The sequence below is a fragment of the Klebsiella sp. BDA134-6 genome (genome assembly GCF_015601345.1).
Lineage (GTDB): Bacteria > Pseudomonadota > Gammaproteobacteria > Enterobacterales > Enterobacteriaceae > Klebsiella > Klebsiella grimontii.
Genome location: NZ_CP064784.1, coordinates 2,371,384 through 2,386,812 on the forward strand (window position 1 = coordinate 2,371,384; position 15,429 = coordinate 2,386,812).

The following is a 15,429-nucleotide window of genomic DNA, read 5'->3' on the forward strand; positions in this document are numbered from 1 at the left end:
TATGTCAGAACGGGAACCTAGTGGTTCCCGTTTTTATTATTAGTTTTCGAACGGTCATCAAAATTTTATCAAAACAAGTTATCAAAACCCCTCCCGAAAAACCTCATAAGGCCACCTTTGTCCACCCCTTACCTCGATCATCATGGTACCTATCCGTTTGTTGTTGAGTTTTGTGTCCAAGTAAATCTTTCGTGTTTATACCCTGAGCTTTATATAACCGCTCGGAAAGCGATCTTTGTTCATGGAACGTTGCCGGTGTACCTTGCCCCCAGTCAATATCTGCATTGTCTCTTGCCTTGCTGAAATTCATGGTCAGTGTTCTGGGTTTCACCTGTGCTCCTCGCTCAGCCTGTGAGGTGGTTCTAAAGAAATGAACCAAATAAGGGCTTACTGCATAATCCCGGCAACGGCTGATACATCTCGGAGGCTCCAGTTGATTGCGTTGCAACGCAGAGCTAATGGAATAGCGATTTTGCTTCCGGTTTTCTCTTGCTCAACGTGTAGATGCTCGTCCCAGATGTCCGAGAATTTCATACGGGATATATCATCTGGTCTCTGGCCTGTTACTATGGCTAAAAGCATGGCGTTCCCCATGTATTTGTGGTTTTCAAAGGCTATATCAAAAATCTTTTGCCATTCCTCAAGAATAAGGCGCTGGCGAGTGATCTTTCTACGAGGTTGTTTAGTTGCTAGTGCAGGGTTATAACCAGGAGGTACTTCTTCCGCATGCTGAGCTTCTTTAAAAACATCTATTAGGACAGAGCGAATGACCTGCGCCATTCTAGGTTGTCCCTCCGCTAAATATTCATCAAGAATTTGCGCAATATCTCAAACATTGACTGCGGAGATTAATTTCATTCCTACCCGTTCCTTAAGTAGAGATACTGGTTTTGCTTTTTGCTTGATAGTGTTTTCTTTTATATCTCAGGACCTTAATCTTTCCTGCTGAATTTTCCAGTAGCGCTCAAGCCAGGTGTTAGTTGATATTGCTTTTCCTGAGCTGGCCGATATGCTCGGCGTTAGCTCGTCTAATGCTGTCCTGTTGCATCTGCGTGCGTTAGAGAGAAAAAATTTTATAAAACTCTCTCGCCGTGTCTCCAGAGGAATTTACATCGTCGGGCGAAAGGAGCCTACGCTCGCGGTACAGCTGCTGCAGCAAATGATCGCTGAAGAACCCGGCGCGCGTGAAAGAGCGATTGAGTTTTTGCGACTGTTCGGTGAGCAGGTCGGGACTGAGCACCGGCTTGTGCTTTACGCAGATGGCTTCGGGTGGACGGTCGCATGGATCTTTCGCGCTGGCGGCACGATCTCCACCGGTAAGGGTGACGTCCTGACCACTGGCTCAGATGTACGGCTGAAAGATGCATTCACGGAACCACGGGAAGGGGCTTCCAGGCGCATTAATGCGCTCGGGGTATGCGAGTTCAATATGAAAGGCGAAACGCGCCGGAGGCGTGGTTTTATCGCTCAGCAGGCTGAAAAAGCTGACGAACTGTATACTTTTCTCAGCATCGAGCAGGAGATTGATGGCGAAAAACTCAGAGTGATGAATGTAGATTATACGTCGATCATCGCCGATTTGGTAATAGTTGTGCAGGATTTGATTAGGCGAGTTGACGCACTAGAAAGTTGAGGAGCATAAAAAATCCCCGGAGGCACTTGCCAGGGGCAACTGAAACGACATTAATTGCTGTGTACATCACAGAATAATTTGCAGTAAACGATAAGTAAGTTCAAGTAAAGTTTTACTGGTCAGATGTTGTGTTATTTTTTAATAACCTACCAAAATTAATAATGCAGTAGTGCTAAATTCCACTGGGAATTCATTTTTAAGAGTATAACCCTAAGGTATTACTAAGTATCAGATATAAATTGTGCGGATAGATTCAAAAAAATGGATGCCAAATGTTATTATTGAAACGTTTATCATTAATTGATGTGCAATCTTGTAATTTTCACATCCGTGTTATAACTTTGTAATGCAGGGCAGTTTTATCTTGTAATTTAGTGGGTTAAAGTGATGGCGGCTCTTAGTGATTTATAATAGGCTTTCTATGTTAACAAATTTCCCGGATGAAAAATACATATCTGATAGAAATTCATCGTTCATTAAGCGAGTATATTTTTTACGTCAGATTGGTGTCGTTCTTTGCTTTCTTCCTATATATTCAGTCCTCCAGGAACAGTCACATCAAGAAATAACAAAAGCCTTGTTAATTCTGAATGCACTCATCTGGCCATCGGTTGCTTATCTTGCAAGCATGATGTCGAAGGATATGCTGAGTACTGAAAAGAAGAATATGTTACTTGATTCATTCTGGGCTGGAATCTGGATAGCCGTAATGCAAGTTAGTCCAATTCCATCATTATTCATAATCTCAGTTCAAATAGCTGATCGCTATGCTGCTGGTGGATGGAAAATTTTAAAACCAGCATTAATGTGGATGATGATTAGTTTCCTGACAGTTTGGTTAGCAAATGATTTCAGATATACTATAGAATTCAGTACCCGAACGGTATTGCTTTCTTTACCCCTGGCGACCTGTTATCCCATAGTACTGAGTATTGTTTCAAGGCACTTATCTATAAAGTTGAGGAAAAGAAGGGAGTTACTCGAAAAACAGGCTCTGATGGATCCTGGCTTAGATCTGCCAAATCGCCGTTTTTTTGAGCAGAAAATGGAAAGTGCTTTTCGTGCGACGCGTAAAAAGAGAATTCATTCTTATCTTATGCTCATTGATGTTGATAATTTTAAACAAATTAATGATACCTATGGCCATGAAGTAGGTGATGCGGTGTTATCTCGTATATCAACAATATTACGAGAGTGCGCTGGCGAGAAGGACGTACCAGCAAGATTTGGTGGCGATGAGTTGGCTATTATTGTTAACAATAGTAATAGCAAGCTTGTTATAGCTATGGTTCATATAATTCAGAAAAAAATTAAAGATCTTTCATTACCTTCTCACAACGAAATTTACTGTACTGTCAGTATCGGTATTTCTTGTGCAGAAAATAAAGAATCCATCATCGAGTGGATAAAAGAGGCTGATGAAATGCTATATGAAGTTAAACGTAACGGGAAAAATGGATATTGCATGCCGAATAATTAAAGATGATATGATTTCTTTTCTCATGATTTTATACTTATAAATTTTAAAGATAGTTTATGATCGGCATTGCCAATACGGAAAAATTAATTCAGAACCTCATTCCCCCTCTCAACTAACGTTTGATACCTGCCACTAAATCAGCGATATAAATAAGTTTATGATTTTATTGTAGTTAATGATGGGATCGCGTTTCTTGTTTTTTCCTTTCGAGTCATTTGATTTGAATGATCGATCAATTTATGAAATATGATAGGATTCGACTATTGTTCGATCGTTATCGATCATTTTAAACTATTTCTCTTTCATTTCTAATTATGACACGATTAGGATTATTCCTGGTTCCGGTGTTTTTTTAATGATAAAGAACAGTGTGGAAATAGATTCCTGTAGATTTGTTTTAGAGCCATCTTTTAAAAAAGATGGTTCTATTCATTCTTGGGAAATTCTCACGAAAAATGTTAAAAAAAAGGACTGCAATGATTACCTTGCTAATGAAAGTGGTTTTTGTTTCACTTCATTAAGCGATAAAGAAAAAATCGATGTGTTTAAGAAACAGATATTAACAATTGAAAGGCTTGATATATCAAAATTGAAGTTCAAGCCAGTTTCGTTAAATGTTGACAGTCTTATTAGCGATTGTATTTTGAACGATAAATATATTAGTGATTACTTAAAAAACCAAAAAAACATTGCTTTTGAGATTAACGAGCATTTTCATGAATTCAATACTAAATGCTGTATGGTTGACTTAAAGTATCTTTCAAAATTGTGTCCAGTTTGGCTGGATGATTTTGGGAGGGGCTTAACAAGTTTAACAATTATTGATATGTTTAATTTTGAATGTATAAAAATTGATAAAGATTATTTCTGGGAAATACAGAGTGAGAGCGAATTCTTTAAAATAATAAATAAAGTAAAATCATACTGCAATTTCGTGATTGTTGAGGGAGTTGAGACAATAGAACAAAAAAACAAAGTACATGCTGTTGTTGATTGCGCTTGCCAGGGAAGGTTGTGGATGAGTGATTACTATTATGTTGAGATTTAAAATAAATGACAACGAAAGATGATAAATGTCCATTTTTGTGGTGCAAATCTAATTAATGAGGACCACTGCCACAGTTGCCATGCATTTAAGATTAAAGGTTATGTATCAAGAGACGCACGCAAGACAATTAATTTGATATCTATCTGCACATCTTTACTGGTAGAGCTCTTTGGGATCTTGGTTGTGTTTCTGGTATCTTTCGGTATCGGGACATATATTGCTATCATTGCGCTTTCTCTTATTTTATATTTTATTATGAAAAGGATTCTGCATATAAAAGAAGAAAAAAAGAAGATGGTTTGGAAAAGAACAATCATTACATGGTAGGTAGTAATTAAATAATATATTAGCGCTGGTGGTTCCAATGCAAGCCTCAGATTCCGAGGCTTTTTTATTTTCTTTTCAAATCATGAGTTATAACACCGGAAATATTTAACCCGATTCAAAGGGAGTGAGTATTATTGGCTAATAATTCACTATCCAGATGAGTTGAAAAACTCAAAGCCAGTTATCAAAACTGAAAATATACTAATGAATTTCAATAGGTTAGAGCTTAGGCTAAAAACATTAACCACATATCAAAAACACCTATTTTTCTCTTTAAATCAATAGGTAATAATGCTATTAGTTAAATACTGCTGCGCCACATGCAGTGGTTCGAAGCCGCAGATCTGATCGTTAAAGGCACCGAAGGCGCTATCGCCGCCAAGATCGTGACCTATGACTTTGAAAGTCTGATGGAAGGCGCTAAGCTGCTGAAATGTTCAGAGTTAGGCGACGCGATTATCGCGAACATGTAATGCAGAATTTGGGTTAAGTAAGAGCGGGAGCCCTCGGGCTCCCGTTTTTTATTGGCGTCAGTGTTTCTTCCCCAGTATCTTCCCCAAAATTCTTATCGAAAAACCGACTAACAGCATCCACGGGGAAACACCCGAGACTTTGATTTTTAAGCCAAAGGGATCTAACAAGACGAGATATCCGTTTATCGATATGAACTGATCTTCTTTTTCCTCGAGGAACATCCTTGATATAAAATATTTACATTTTGAAATATGTCACGTATATTTAATTTGATTTTGGATGTATTTCAACTTATTACAGGAGTTAAAGTGAAAGATTTATTGGGTTTTGACCATCTGATTACACCTAGAGTGTTGGTTTTTTTATACTGGCTACTTATGGTGCTTATACTCGTTGGTGGCGTTTTTTCGATGTTTAGCGGGCAATTCATCACAGGTTTTTTCGGTACAATTTTTAGTCTGATTGGTTGCCGGGTAATGTTCGAACTCATCATGGTCGCTTTCAAAAATAATGAATATCTGCGTCGCATTGCAGAGAGCTCAGAACAGTCAAAGTAACTATTCAGTTACTTGAGCAATATCGCTCATGGCAGGTCTGCGAGAACGGGTACACTGTTATGAGCGAAATTATTTTACCCCGCATTCGCGAGATGATTCACTCCTCCTCACGTTAAAAAAACTCATCGAGCATCAAATGAAACTGCAATTATTTCTTATCGGGTTGAGCAATACCATATGTTTGAAAAAGCCTTTTCTGTAATGAAGGTGAAAACTCACCAGGACAGTTCCAGAGGATAGCAAGATCCTGGTAGCGATCAGCGATTCCCACTCGTCCAATATCAATACAGCCTATCACTTCACCTTCACCAAAAATAAGGTTATCAAGTGAAAAGTCACCATCTGTCACAACGGGATCGGGTGAAGAGGGTAAAAGGCTATGCATTTCTTTCCAGACTTGTTCAACAGACCAGCCGTTGCGTTGATCATCAAAATCACTGGCATCAACCAACCCGTTGCTCATCCGTTTTTGTGCCAATGCGAGCCGAAATAGGCAATCGCTGTTAAAAGGGCAATGTCTTACAGGGATCATATGTCATATCATCGGCTACAGTATCTTTACCATGCTTAAGAAACCGTTCTGGCGCTAGATTTACCATATAATCGATAAATAGCCGCACCTGATTGGCCTACATTATTACGTGCCCATTTATATCCAGATAGCTCAGCGTCAAGACCTGAATTTAATCGCTGGGCTGGGCAGGACGTTTCTCTCTGAATACGACTCATAACACTCCTTTGTTTTACTATTTATGAAAACCGACTGTATTATTACTCATGCTTGAAAAACCACCTACAGAGGCAATACGGTCCTATAAGCAGACTCTCTCAGAGTACATTAACGCTGAATGTTCGAAGCCGATATGTATCTCAATCCCTTCTGTTATTTGCTCCTGGTCATCGCGGCGGTTGGAAGCCTGTTTACCCCGCATTCCTGTGCCATATGGCTTCTGCTCGTCAACATCCTGACGCTGCTCGTTTACGGCGCGCAAAAATTGCCAGCGACGGATATCCCTGGCGCGTTACAATCATAACCCCTCTTCAGAGAGCATCAGTCCATTGCTGAAACTCCACTCATCGGCGGTATTGAACTGAATGATCACCATGACATCATCCGGGCGAATACCCAGCGCTGTATGCAGCTGCTCATTTAGCGTGCGGCAGAGGTTTTTCTTCTGCTCGAATGCGCGAGGTTTACCTGCCGTGATATGGAACTGAATGAAATTGTCGCTGCGGCCACCGCTTTTATAATGGCGGTCGAACACATGCAGGTTCGCAGGTAGCCTTTCGAAAACCTGAAAGCGATCATGAGGCGGAACGGCAAATTCTTTCTCAAGGCTTTGTTGCAGAATGTCGGAAATCTGTGTTATCTGCGCGTCGCTATAACCCTGATTCAGTGTGATACGAGTAAAAGGCATCTCGTTAATCCTCTTCCAGGCATTCAAAGGCGGAAACCGCTGCAGGCCAGCCAGCGTAGAATGCCAGATGAGTGAAAACCTCAACGATTTCTTCACGGGTCAGGCCATTTTGCTGGGCGAAGCGGATATGCCAAGGTAACTGCTGAACGCGGCCAAGTGCGGTCAGGGCTCCCAGCGTCACTAAGCTGCGCTCGCGTGGGGAAAGTGGTTCTCGTTTCCAGATATCATTAAAAAGTACATCCCGGCTCAATTCAGCCAGCTTTGGTGCGACGCGGGCCAGGGTTTCACGCTCAAGGGGTTTTGTCATCGCTCTCTCTCTCCGTATTGACAGTGAAGTCATTCTGGCGCGATATTTCGATCCTGAAAATTGAATTATTCGCGACTATCTATCCCGTATTTCAGGACGATAATGAATAAGCTTCCTCTTACGCTCGACCTTGACGCACTGCGCAGTTTTGTCACTGGCATTGAGTGCGGCAGCTTTGCGCAGGCGGCAAATCGCCTCTGCCGTTCAACCTCGGCGGTCAGTGCACAGCTAAAAAAACTGGAGCAACAGTGCGGTACCGAACTGGTGGTAAAGAAAGGTCGCCACCTGGAGCTGACCCATCATGGCGAGATAATCATGGGGTATGCCCGTCGTCTGCTGGTGCTAAACGATGAAGCACTGCGAGCCCTGACTGGCGAACGATTACAGGGTGAAATACGTATTGGTATGCAGGAAGATTTCGGCGAATCGCTTATGCCCGGAATACTTGGCGAGTTCAAGCGCCACCACCCGGGGATGCGAATGATAGCCCGCGTTGATCGCAACCGGGCGCTGCTCGAGGCGCTCAATAACAACGCGCTTGATATGGCGTTGCTCTGGCAGCCGGAGAGTGCACAACGTGACGGCAGGCTGATTGCTCAGTGTCCGCTGGAGTGGATAAGACACCCGAAACTGGATATCGGCACGCTGCTGGCGCAGGGCAAGCCGTTACCGCTGGTAATGCTGGAAAGCCCGTGCCTGATGCGTTCCCGTGCCATTGATTGTCTCGACCGTGCCAACATCGCCTGGCAAGTGGTGTTTGTCAGCCACAGCCTGAGCGGTATTTGGGCAGCCTTGCAGGCGGGGCTTGGCATTACCGTGCGTACCCGTATCGGAATGCCTGGCAACTTGCGTGTGGCGGGAAGTATGCTGCCATCGCCGGGGAATCTGGGGATTACCCTGGAGCAGGGGCCGGGAAACGACGCCATTCATGGAGCGCGGGCGCTGCTGGGGCAGCTAATGGAAGAGACGCTATTAAATGCGATGTAAGCGCTATTCGACAGCGTCTCTGTGCAGCATTAGCGGGAGGAGAAGGGGCTAAGAACGCCACTCACTCCGTTTTCAACATCCCAAAGCTCACAATTCTTGAACGCCCCAGCTCCTTAGCCCGGTAGAGCGCTGCATCGGCCGCGCGCAGCAAGCTGTCGCTTTGCGTATGTTGCGGGTAGCTGGCGATGCCGATGGAGACATCGATCTGGCCAATCTCAGCAAGGCCGTATCGTAGGGTCAGCAGGCGGACGCTGTTATAGATATCGTTCGCGCAGACCATCGCGGACTGTTCATCGGTTCCACCCAGCAGCACCAGGAACTCTTCGCCGCCATAGCGGAAGGCCATGCCGATATCGCGCACCGCGCGTTGAATGATCGCGGAGACGCTTTTGATCACCAGGTCGCCTGCCTCGTGACCGTAATTATCATTAATCGCCTTAAAGTGATCGATATCGATCATCAGGCAGCTCAGCGGCGTGCTGTTGCGAACCGCCAGATTCATTTGGGTATGCAGTGCGTCATCCAGGTGGTGGCGGTTACGCAGGCCGGTTAATGAATCAAACAGCGCCTTTTCCAGCAGCGCGCTGCGCAAACGTTGATTCGCCAGCGCCAGACCCAGCGCTTCGGCCATCAGTTCAAGATAGGCGCGGGAAGGGGCGGTCGCGGCAGTGACGTTGCTGAAGGAGAGCAGACCAATCGCTTCACCCTGCGCAATCAGTGGCACGCATAGCGACTGATTAGCCTGCGATTCCGACAGGTGATAACAGGCGATATCCGGCTCACCGTTGACCGGCGGATGGCTCAGTCCGCGCCGCACTGCCCAGCAGTTATCCGGATGAAAGACGTCCGCTTCAAGCGGCGGAGAAAGCCACTGGGCCACGCAGCGCATCTGCCAGGGATCGGTGTCCAGAATATACAGTCGCCCGGGGATCTCAGGGGCGATGTTCGGCGCGAACAGCTCAGCAACCTTGATCACATCCTCGAAGGATTCGCAGCCCTGTAAACGCTGGGTCATTCGCGCCAGCAGCTCGCGGACCGCCCAGTCGGCATCGCGCTCTTGTTCCAGCCGCTGGCGCGCCAGCCCGTTCTCGCGAAAGATGCGAATGGCCTGGGCCATATCGCCAATTTCATCAATCTGGGTAAACTGCGGCGTTTCAACCGCGTAATCCTGCGAGGCCAGCCGCTGCACGACATCGCTCAGACGGACGACGGGATAGAGCACCCGTCGCTTAAGAATAAAGCCCAGCACAAACAGGAACATCAGCGCCGTGAGCCCAACCATGACCTCAGAGAGCGTACGCCAGATCCGCGATTTCTCCGTCGCCTCGGCAATAGTTTTATTCACCCGCCCTTCGAGCATCAGGCGAAAGTGGTCAAGCTGCGTCTGGACCCGCTCGAGCTCCTCTTCATAGGCGGTGCCGTAAAGCAGGTTGACCGCCTCTTTTTCCTCGCCTCTGGCAACGTGCGCCAGCGCCATCCGCTGCTCGTCCTGGAGTTCATCGGCCATCTGTAAACCCTCGCGCAGTAGCGTCAGCTCTTCCGCGGTTGCGCCATTGTCTTTCAGCTTTACCAGCCGGTGTTCAATGGCGGTGATGGTCTGAGCTTGCTGCCGGTACTCCTGGAGGACATCCTGATTGTTTTTGATAATGTAAAGTCGCGCGAGATCGGAAAGCTCCCAGGCGCCGCTTTCCACTTCTTCGCTTAGCTGGTCAAACACCTGGCGTTGTTCGACGGCGCGGCGTTCGGCATTATCCGCACTTGAAGCCATCAGCATTGCGATGCCTGAGGCGAGGGTCAGGGCGACGGTGATCCCGTAGGCCCAGTTGGTCATGGTGGCGATTCTCACCGAATATTCCTTGCGTGCAGATGAATTATTTTGTTTTTATCGTTGCGCACCGGCTTCACCAGAAAAAACCGGTGATTCAGGGGGCAGCGTGTGAGTAATAATAGCGTGCAGCGCTTCGGCATGCTGATGCAAAATACGATACACATCTTTATCCAATGCGCCATTTATAACATCACTCTCTATCAGCTGTAACGCTTGCTGACGGCGCATTCCGGGGCGATAGGGGCGGTCTTCGGTCAGCGCGGTAAATATATCCGCGATGGCGATAATTCGATCCGGTAGCTGCAGGTAATCCTCATTAAGATGAAGCGGATAACCGCTGCCATCCAGTTTTTCATGATGGTTCGCGGCCCAGTTAATTATCTCACCGAGTTCGCTGAAGGTGCTAAGAATTTCACCGGTCATATAGCTATGCTCGCGAACCTGAAGCAACTCTTCGTCGTTCAGCTCACCCTGTTTCTCGAGGATTGACAGCGGAATGTATACTTTGCCGATATCGTGCAAATAACCGGCAATCTCAATCTTCCTGCACTCCAGATCCGGCAGATTCACATAAACGGCGAGGGCGCGCGAAATTTGACCAACCTTCAGACTATGGCTGGCGGTAAAGCTGCTGTAAGTATCGACAATTTTAGCAATAAGTAGACAGATATCTTTCAGACCGTTGATATCGATATATACATCGTTGATGGGGCCGATGATTTCCAGCATTCGCTGAATATGTCCGGGATTAAGATGCAGCCAAAAATGCTCTTTTTCTGCGAGCTGGCACAAGGTCTGACACAGCGGCGGGTCGATCGCCTGGTAAAGCGCGCGGAAGTTATCAATACTCATATCGGTTTGATAAGTGGCCGCGCTCTTATCGCCAGGGAGCTGGCGTTCAAAAACGTCGGCAAAATAGACAATATGCTGTTCGAGGCTGCCCCTGTGGTTTGGGCTAAAATGGTGCTCGCGGATAACCGGCAGGATGGGGGCCAGGGTGGCTAACCCGGCCAGCATTTCGGCTCCCCGGTGCTGATGTGGGTCATTGAGGTTATCGATGGCGTTCAGCGATGAAAACGCCCTTTTATCGCCCAGCACGCCGATGTCGTGCAGCAGCGCGGCGCAAAAGATAGTTTGCTGCTGCTGGCGAGATAGGCCCGATGCCTGCGCAAGCTCCAGCGCAATCAGCGCCGTGCGTTGCATATGCAGGTGTAATTCTGGATTAATCACTTGTATGACGCGGGAGGTAAGCATCAATGCTGATTTTAAGGCGATACGCATCGTTTTCTCCATCGCATTACCCGCATCGTGTTGGTCTATTTCGTTGATAGCGATGCCGACACGGCAAAATAGATTGAATTAGTTAATCCTGATTTCGCTTTTATGTCATGCCCGTTTTTAGCGCGTTCCTGCACCAAAGTAGCGCTCCGGACGAAGTAAAAATCCTTTTTTGTCTGATAGTTAATCACTTTTACAAGGTAAAATATATTAAATCCTGGCAAGCCGTTTGCATTCTCTCTGCGCGAATTTATTTAATATTTATTTTGGGATGAGTCATGATGAATTTTAGAGCATTACTGGCAATGACGTTACTGACGATAAGCGCTTTTGCATTTAGTGATACGCGTCTGCCGCATATCGTTATCCTGGCGACCGGAGGAACGATTGCCGGTTCGGCAGCCAGCAATACCCAGACTACCGGGTACAAAGCCGGCGCGATTGGCGTTCAGACGCTGATTAATGCTGTGCCTGAGATGAGCAAAGTCGCCCGCGTTGACGGTGAACAGGTTGCCAATATTGGCAGCGAAAATATGACCAGCGACATTATTCTCAAACTGTCAAAACGCGTCAATGAGCTGCTGGCCCGCGATGATGTCGATGGCGTGGTGATTACCCACGGTACCGATACTCTGGACGAGACGCCTTACTTCCTCAACCTGACGGTAAAAAGCAATAAGCCGGTGGTCTTCACGGCGGCGATGCGTCCGGCCACGGCCATCAGCGCAGACGGCCCGATGAACCTGCTTGAAGCGGTGACCGTGGCGGCCGATCCGCAAGCGAAAGGCCGCGGCGTGATGGTGGTCCTCAATGACCGCATTGGCGCCGCGCGCTTCGTCACGAAGACCAATGCCACAACGCTGGATACCTTCAAGGCGCCGGAAGAGGGCTATCTGGGCGTTATCGTGAGCGGCAGACCGCAGTTCGAAACGCGCGTGGATAAAATTCATACCGTGCGCTCGGTTTTTGACGTCCGTCAGCTTAGCGCGCTGCCGAAGGTGGTCATTATTTATGGCTATCAGGATGACCCTGAATATATGTATGACGCGGCGATCGCGCACCATGCTGACGGCATTATTTATGCGGGCACCGGCGCGGGATCGGTCTCCGTACGCAGCGCGGCGGGGATCGAAAAGGCGGAAAAAGCCGGTATCGTGGTGGTTCGCGCCTCGCGCACCGGTAGCGGGGTCGTGCCGGTTGATGATGGTCAGCCGGGACTGGTATCCGATTCGCTCAACCCGGCAAAAGCGCGCATCCTGCTGATGACAGCGCTGACGCAAACGAAAAATCCGCAGGTGATCCAACAGTACTTCCACACCTACTGATTAACTTCGGGTAGGGCGCAGGGCGCCTTACCCGGGTTGTTTCACCATGTACATCGGGCGCTGCGACACCGGCTCCGAATGAATTTCCGCCTCCAGGTGAAAGATATTCCGCAGCATCTCCGGCGCCAAAACCGTTTCCGCTGAACCTTGAGCCCGCACCTGACCCCCTTTAAGCACCACCAGATGATCGCAGTAGCGGCTGGCCTGGTTGAGATCGTGCAGCATGGTAACCCCTGCAGCTCGCGTATTAATTTCACCAGTAGAACTAACCCCCTGCCAGTGCTGAGAACGGCAATCAGCAGTGGAGAGAAAGATCCAGGTTCTCACCAGGCGTTAAAAATTATCCGCAATGGCGTGTTCAAGCGTGAGAGTCGTCCGAGATTTTTATCCAGGTTACGCTTTTTTAACGTCGTAAAGGGCACCTTAACTTTATTGCCTGCTGTTTTGTTAAAGCAAGGTAGGTAAAAAGTCTGAAATAACCTGCGGCGATATGGATAATTGTCGATAAATATTAATTATTGTCAGGAAAGTAAAATAAGCTGATTCTTATTTTAATCTTTTGCCTGATACTCATGTTAAATATTTCTTTTTCATGTCAGTGAGACTATGAATTTAAAGAAACACGTATCGGCAAACGTTGTGAAAAGGATAACCGAGAGCAGAGAGTATCCTGGTCTCATTTGCCCCCTGGCATACCCCCGACGCGGCTTCAGCTGTGGCCTGTGGCTTACCAGCGCAGCGCGCTGGTTTGAAAGTGTACATACTTTATGTTGAATGATTAGCGCGTTAATCATTCCCGTGGTGGATATTTGAGGTTTATTATTCACTTTTTTATTTACATTTTGTTACAGGTGTGCTGATATTGTGTTTTTCTCTGCTGGCCTCTTTTTTTACTTGCCGGAGTGAATTTACCCGGATTATTATTGTCTGAACTGCTACACGTACCGCCTAATGACAGATGAAGGGACTCGTTTTTTCCTTAAGCGTTACCTCATGTTCTAATGTTTACAGGAAAAAACATGTCTTGCGCTTTTAATAAAAAACTTCTTCATCCCCGTAATTGGGGGACCTGGTTTGGCCTGGGCGTGCTCTGGCTCATCGTCCAGCTTCCTTATCCCGTATTGCACCTTATCGGTACCAGCGCCGGTCGCGCATCCCGGCGCTTCCTCAAACGCCGTGAGCATATCGCCAGACGTAATCTCGAACTTTGCTTTCCCACCATGTCGCCCGCGGCGCGCGAAAAACTTATCGAACAGAACTTCATGTCACTAGGGATGGGCCTGATTGAAACGGGTATGGCATGGTTCTGGAGCGACGAACGCGTCAAGAAATGGTTTGACGTCGAAGGCATGGTTAATCTCAACAATGCCCTGAGCGAACAAAAAGGCGTGATGGTTGTCGGCGTCCACTTTATGTCTCTTGAGCTGGGCGGCCGTACAATGGGGTTGTGTCGTCCGATGATGGCGACCTACCGTCCGCACAATAGCCCGTTAATGGAGTGGGTGCAGACGCGCGGTCGCTTGCGCTCGAACAAGGCGATGATCGATCGTCGTAATTTATCCGGTCTGGTGCATGCCCTAAAGTCGGGTGAAGCGGTGTGGTTTGCGCCGGATCAGGACTATGGTCCGAAGGGGAGCGTATTTGCCCCGTTCTTCTCGGTACAGCAGGCCGCAACGACCAACGGCACCTACGTGCTCTCTCGTTTGTCGGGAGCGAGAATGCTCACCATCAGCATGGTGCGTAAAGCGGACCGTCGGGGTTATAGCTTGCATATCAGCGACGTAATGAGCGACTATCCTGGTGAAGATAAACAGGATGCGGCGAGCTATATCAACAAGGTTATTGAGAAAGAAATCCTGCGCGCGCCGGAGCAGTATCTGTGGGTTCACCGCCGCTTTAAAACCCGTCCGCTGGGTGAAACTTCACTCTATTAAGGCATCCGCACTCGCGGCGCTTTCAAAATGGTCCCGGTTGCGTTAACGTGCGCGGGATCATATTTTGTTGTAAGCGAAGGAGTGCGTTGTGTTCGCTGAGTTTGGTGTACTGAATTACCTGACCTACCTGGTTGGGGCTATCTTTATCATCCTGGTTCCCGGCCCGAATACCTTTTTTGTCCTCAAGACCGGCGTCGCCCACGGCGTCAGGAAAGGGTATCTGGCGGCCGCTGGCGTATTTATCGGTGATGCGGTGCTGATGTTCCTGGCTTTTGCCGGGGTTGCGACGCTTATCAAGACCACGCCTGTATTGTTCAATATCGTTCGATACCTGGGGGCGATTTATCTCCTGTGGATGGGCGGTAAGATGCTCTACGCGGTATTAACCCAGCGTGATGGTCATTCGTCTTCTGATTCCGAGCCGGGGAGCGCGATTCTTAAACGTTCGCTGACGCTCAGCCTGACGAATCCAAAGGCCATTCTTTTTTATGTCTCATTCTTCGTGCAGTTTATTGACGTCAGCGCCAAAACGCCCGGGTTGGCGTTCTTTATCCTGGCGTTGACCCTGGAGATTATTAGCTTCATCTATATGAGCTTTCTGATCCTCTCCGGCTCGTTCGTCACCCGTTACGTGAAGACGAAAAAGAAACTGGCGAAAATCGGCAACAGTCTGATTGGCCTTGTGTTTGTCGGTTTTGCCGCCCGTCTGGCGACGCTGCAGTCGTAATTGTTGCGGCCGGGACGCGCGACCGGCCCGATAGCGATTGACTCTGCCTTGTAACAAAACTCCTTCAATTTTGATTGCATTGGTGTTACATATACAGCCGATTATC

General features: G+C 47.3%; 11 protein-coding genes and 6 pseudogenes. 10 read left to right on the forward strand and 7 right to left on the reverse strand.

The annotated features are described in order from the left end of the window. Nucleotides 1-103 precede the first annotated feature (103 nt). Nucleotides 104-1,005 (reverse strand): annotated as a pseudogene (locus tag IYV58_RS10780) (tyrosine-type recombinase/integrase); the annotation flags it as partial. Between the two features lie 214 nt (nucleotides 1,006-1,219). On the opposite strand from IYV58_RS10780, the pseudogene IYV58_RS10790 reads away from it, so the two are divergent. From IYV58_RS10790 to IYV58_RS10810, 5 genes and pseudogenes are all read left to right on the forward strand, one after another. Beyond that, nucleotides 1,220-1,633, forward strand: a pseudogene (locus tag IYV58_RS10790) (tail fiber domain-containing protein); the annotation flags it as partial. A 421-nt stretch (nucleotides 1,634-2,054) separates the two neighbouring features. Beyond that, nucleotides 2,055-3,113, forward strand: coding sequence for a sensor domain-containing diguanylate cyclase (locus tag IYV58_RS10795; protein ID WP_112166347.1), 1,059 nt, complete (start codon nucleotides 2,055-2,057; stop codon nucleotides 3,111-3,113). 355 nt (nucleotides 3,114-3,468) lie between these two features. Next, nucleotides 3,469-4,161 (forward strand): EAL domain-containing protein, encoded by a 693-nt coding sequence (locus IYV58_RS10800; RefSeq protein WP_195729579.1) that lies wholly within the window; start codon nucleotides 3,469-3,471, stop codon nucleotides 4,159-4,161. A 632-nt stretch (nucleotides 4,162-4,793) separates the two neighbouring features. Continuing rightward, nucleotides 4,794-4,961, forward strand: a pseudogene (locus tag IYV58_RS10805) (NADP-dependent isocitrate dehydrogenase); the annotation flags it as partial. A gap of 309 nt (nucleotides 4,962-5,270) precedes the next feature. Then, entirely contained in the window at nucleotides 5,271-5,519 is a 249-nt protein-coding gene (locus IYV58_RS10810) for a DUF4282 domain-containing protein (RefSeq protein WP_004131487.1), read from the forward strand. A 148-nt stretch (nucleotides 5,520-5,667) separates the two neighbouring features. On the opposite strand, the pseudogene IYV58_RS10815 reads toward IYV58_RS10810, so the two are convergent. Next, nucleotides 5,668-6,248, reverse strand: a pseudogene (locus IYV58_RS10815) (phosphotransferase). A gap of 134 nt (nucleotides 6,249-6,382) precedes the next feature. Here IYV58_RS10815 and IYV58_RS10820 point away from each other — a divergent pair. Beyond that, nucleotides 6,383-6,523, forward strand: a pseudogene (locus IYV58_RS10820) (DUF1294 domain-containing protein); the annotation flags it as partial. 24 nt (nucleotides 6,524-6,547) lie between these two features. Here the strand turns inward: IYV58_RS10820 and IYV58_RS10825 are convergent. Then, nucleotides 6,548-6,937 (reverse strand): tautomerase family protein, encoded by a 390-nt coding sequence (locus IYV58_RS10825; protein WP_004131488.1) that lies wholly within the window; start codon nucleotides 6,935-6,937, stop codon nucleotides 6,548-6,550. Between the two features lie 4 nt (nucleotides 6,938-6,941). Next, nucleotides 6,942-7,244, reverse strand: coding sequence for a carboxymuconolactone decarboxylase family protein (locus IYV58_RS10830; protein ID WP_049115602.1), 303 nt, complete (start codon nucleotides 7,242-7,244; stop codon nucleotides 6,942-6,944). A gap of 102 nt (nucleotides 7,245-7,346) precedes the next feature. Between IYV58_RS10830 and IYV58_RS10835 the strand changes: the two genes are divergently transcribed. Then, complete coding sequence (locus IYV58_RS10835; RefSeq protein WP_195729580.1) at nucleotides 7,347-8,231, forward strand: LysR substrate-binding domain-containing protein; 885 nt, start codon at nucleotides 7,347-7,349, stop codon at nucleotides 8,229-8,231. Between the two features lie 61 nt (nucleotides 8,232-8,292). Here the strand turns inward: IYV58_RS10835 and IYV58_RS10840 are convergent, their stop codons facing one another. Then, nucleotides 8,293-10,077: a diguanylate cyclase gene (locus tag IYV58_RS10840; RefSeq protein WP_139529507.1), complete on the reverse strand. Its 1,785-nt coding sequence runs from the start codon at nucleotides 10,075-10,077 to the stop codon at nucleotides 8,293-8,295. A gap of 36 nt (nucleotides 10,078-10,113) precedes the next feature. Further along, nucleotides 10,114-11,340: an HD-GYP domain-containing protein gene (locus tag IYV58_RS10845; protein WP_195729581.1), complete on the reverse strand. Its 1,227-nt coding sequence runs from the start codon at nucleotides 11,338-11,340 to the stop codon at nucleotides 10,114-10,116. Nucleotides 11,341-11,618: 278 nt separating this feature from the next. Between IYV58_RS10845 and fraE the strand changes: the two genes are divergently transcribed. Then, a complete protein-coding gene (gene fraE, locus IYV58_RS10850; protein ID WP_032742101.1) occupies nucleotides 11,619-12,662 on the forward strand; it encodes a fructose-asparagine asparaginase in 1,044 nt (347 codons plus the stop codon). 27 nt (nucleotides 12,663-12,689) lie between these two features. Here fraE and IYV58_RS10855 read toward each other — a convergent pair. Further along, nucleotides 12,690-12,893: pseudogene (locus tag IYV58_RS10855) on the reverse strand (ferric citrate ABC transporter ATP-binding protein FecE); the annotation flags it as partial. Between the two features lie 788 nt (nucleotides 12,894-13,681). Between IYV58_RS10855 and lpxP the strand changes: the two are divergent. Further along, complete coding sequence (lpxP, locus tag IYV58_RS10860; protein WP_004131508.1) at nucleotides 13,682-14,596, forward strand: kdo(2)-lipid IV(A) palmitoleoyltransferase; 915 nt, start codon at nucleotides 13,682-13,684, stop codon at nucleotides 14,594-14,596. Between the two features lie 88 nt (nucleotides 14,597-14,684). Further along, a complete protein-coding gene (gene leuE, locus IYV58_RS10865) occupies nucleotides 14,685-15,323 on the forward strand; it encodes a leucine efflux protein LeuE (protein ID WP_004131509.1) in 639 nt (212 codons plus the stop codon). The last annotated feature ends 106 nt before the right edge of the window (nucleotides 15,324-15,429 follow it).

Coding starts and splice junctions, on each gene's coding strand:
- IYV58_RS10795 (WP_112166347.1), top strand. CDS start 2,055: ATGTTAACAAATTTCCCGGATGAAAAATACATATCTGATAGAAATTCA.
- IYV58_RS10800 (WP_195729579.1), top strand. CDS start 3,469: ATGATAAAGAACAGTGTGGAAATAGATTCCTGTAGATTTGTTTTAGAG.
- IYV58_RS10825 (WP_004131488.1), bottom strand. CDS start 6,937: ATGCCTTTTACTCGTATCACACTGAATCAGGGTTATAGCGACGCGCAG.
- IYV58_RS10830 (WP_049115602.1), bottom strand. CDS start 7,244: ATGACAAAACCCCTTGAGCGTGAAACCCTGGCCCGCGTCGCACCAAAG.
- IYV58_RS10835 (WP_195729580.1), top strand. CDS start 7,347: ATGAATAAGCTTCCTCTTACGCTCGACCTTGACGCACTGCGCAGTTTT.
- IYV58_RS10845 (WP_195729581.1), bottom strand. CDS start 11,340: ATGCGTATCGCCTTAAAATCAGCATTGATGCTTACCTCCCGCGTCATA.
- fraE (WP_032742101.1), top strand. CDS start 11,619: ATGAATTTTAGAGCATTACTGGCAATGACGTTACTGACGATAAGCGCT.
- lpxP (WP_004131508.1), top strand. CDS start 13,682: ATGTCTTGCGCTTTTAATAAAAAACTTCTTCATCCCCGTAATTGGGGG.